This window comes from Okeania hirsuta (assembly GCF_003838195.1).
In the GTDB taxonomy this organism is placed as follows: domain Bacteria; phylum Cyanobacteriota; class Cyanobacteriia; order Cyanobacteriales; family Microcoleaceae; genus Okeania; species Okeania hirsuta.
The window spans coordinates 1-1,178 of sequence record NZ_RCBY01000603.1; the positions used below are offsets into that span (position 1 = coordinate 1).

1 protein-coding gene and 1 pseudogene are annotated in these 1,178 nt (G+C 42.7%); both read left to right on the top strand.

The genetic code is table 11. The annotated features are described in order from the left end of the window. The first annotated feature begins 70 nt into the window (after positions 1-70). Positions 71-718, top strand: coding sequence for a transposase (locus D5R40_RS33175; protein ID WP_124147257.1), 648 nt, complete (start codon positions 71-73; stop codon positions 716-718). Positions 719-823: 105 nt separating this feature from the next. Continuing rightward, a pseudogene (locus D5R40_RS40490) lies at positions 824-1,178 on the top strand (IS1-like element transposase); the annotation flags it as partial.

Here is a 1,178-nt window from a genome sequence, read left to right on the forward strand (position 1 = left end):
CCTCTTTCTTCTTCCTTCTTCCTTCTTCCTTCTTCCTTACCTTTGCTATACAAGACCGATGCTACCGGACATGATATTACTCGAAAAAGGAATTCATCTGATTAGTACCGATGAAATGACGAGTATCCAAGCTAATGAGAGAATTTGCCCCACTCAACCAATAGAGCCAGGACGAGTCGAACGCAATGAGTTTGAGTACATTCGCCATGGCACTCAATGTCTACTGGCCAACTGCCATATTGCCAAAGGACAAATCATTACCCCTTCAATTAAGGCCACCCCCACAGAAGTTGATTTTCTGCAACACATTGAACAGACTATCGATACTGATTCTGATGGAGGATGGATTTTTCTTGTAGATCAACTCAATACTCATAAATCTGAATCATTAGTCCGTCTTGTGGCTCAAGGTTGTGGTATTCAGACTGATTTGGGGGTGAAACAGAAATCAGGTATTCTCCAGTCTATGGTAACTCGTGCTGCTTTTTTGTCTGACGAGTCTCACCGGATTCGCTTTGTTTATATCCCTAAACATACTTCTTGGCTGAATCAAATTGAGTGTTGGTTCTCTATTTTGGCCAGGCGTTTACTCCGGCGTAGCAGTTTCTCTTCCACCTCAGACCTCAAGCAGAAGATACTGAATTTTATTGACTATTTCAACTGTACTCTAGCCAGACCTTTTATCTGGAAATTTCAGGGGTTTTCAGAGGATGATTAACCAGATTCAGATTCATGGTCATACTGACTCAAGGATCCAACTCAATGCCGATCATTTTTAGCTTGGCTATTGACCATTTATTTTACGATCGCGATCACACTTCATAGAGGATACAGTGATGATCTCAAGCGCAACTGCTGGAAAATGTATGTTAATGGCATGGGTTTTCGTGCCATAGAGAGAATTACAGGAGTTTCACGCACAACGATTATGGATGGGGTTAAACTCGTGGGAACACTTCTACCAGATGCTTACGAGCGCAGAAACTATCCCAGAGGTAGGAGAATTGAATCAACTAGAAACCTTTGTCGGAAAAAAAATCAAATCTGGCACAGGAGCTGCTGTAGACCATTTTCCAGCCGGGATTTTAGGTTGGGTAGTAGGTAACCATAGTGCAGAAACATTTATAGCAACCGCCAAGGCGGTTAGGACACTGCTTGCAGAACTGATTCAATCGCCG